Here is a 973-nt window from a genome sequence, read left to right on the forward strand (position 1 = left end):
CTGCTGTACTTCATCACCGACACCGTGGCCCGCGGCGGCCTGGGCCTGAGCGAGACCAGCGGACAGGTCGTCATCGCGCTCTACGGGATGGCCGTCTACTTCCTGGCCATCCCCGGCGGCATCTTCGCCGACCGCATCATTGGGCCCTGGCTGTCCACCCTCTACGGCGGCGTGGTCATCATGGCGGGCCACATCTGCCTGACCATCCCCAGCACCGTGACCTCCTGGACGGGGATCGTGCTGGTGGCCGTGGGCACCGGCTTCATCAAACCGAACCTGACGACCATCGTCGGCGGCCTCTACGACGATGATGACATCCGGCGCGACGCCGGCTTCCAGCTGTTCTACATGTCCATCAACGTCGGCGCCTTCGCCTCTCCCCTGCTGACCGGCTGGCTGCGCGAGCACTACGGCTACCACGCCGGCTTCTCCTCGGCCGCCATCGGCATGGCCTTCGCCCTGGGCGCCTTCATCTACGGCCGCCACAAGCTCTCCGCCTTCGCCTTCACCGTCCCCAACCCCATCCGCCCTGAGGAGCGCCAGCGGCTGCTGCTGGGTTCCCTCGGCATCCTGGTCGCCGTCGGCGCTGTCGTGGCCGCTCTCCAGGCGATCACCGGAAACCTGGTGACCACCGTCGCCACGGCGGGCCTGCTCGTGCCGGTCGGTGCGGCCGTGGCCTACTTCGTGGTCATGTTCCGTTCCCCGAAGGTCTCCGCCCCTGAGCGCACGCACCTGCGCGCCTACATCCCCCTGTGGATCGGCGCGGTCCTGTTCTTCATGATTACCGAGCAGGCGGCCGGCAAGATGGCCACCTTCGCCGACTCCAACACGGATCTGCGGCTGCCCCTGTTCGGCTGGTCGATCACCGCGGAGGCCTATCAGTCGGTCAACCCCGCGGCGATCGTGATCCTGGCCCCGCTGATCGGCATGCTCTTCACCCGGAGGGCGGGCAGGTTTCCCTCCACCATCATGA

Annotated in this window: 1 protein-coding gene; it reads left to right on the forward strand. The window is 67.6% G+C overall.

What is annotated here, in order from left to right; translation table 11 throughout:
- On the forward strand, positions 1-973 hold a 973-nt coding region (locus HMPREF3165_RS13900), incomplete at both ends, for a peptide MFS transporter (protein ID WP_256275253.1).

The sequence above is a fragment of the Actinomyces sp. HMSC08A09 genome, from assembly GCF_001807465.1.
Taxonomy (GTDB): Bacteria; Actinomycetota; Actinomycetes; order Actinomycetales; family Actinomycetaceae; genus Actinomyces; species Actinomyces oris.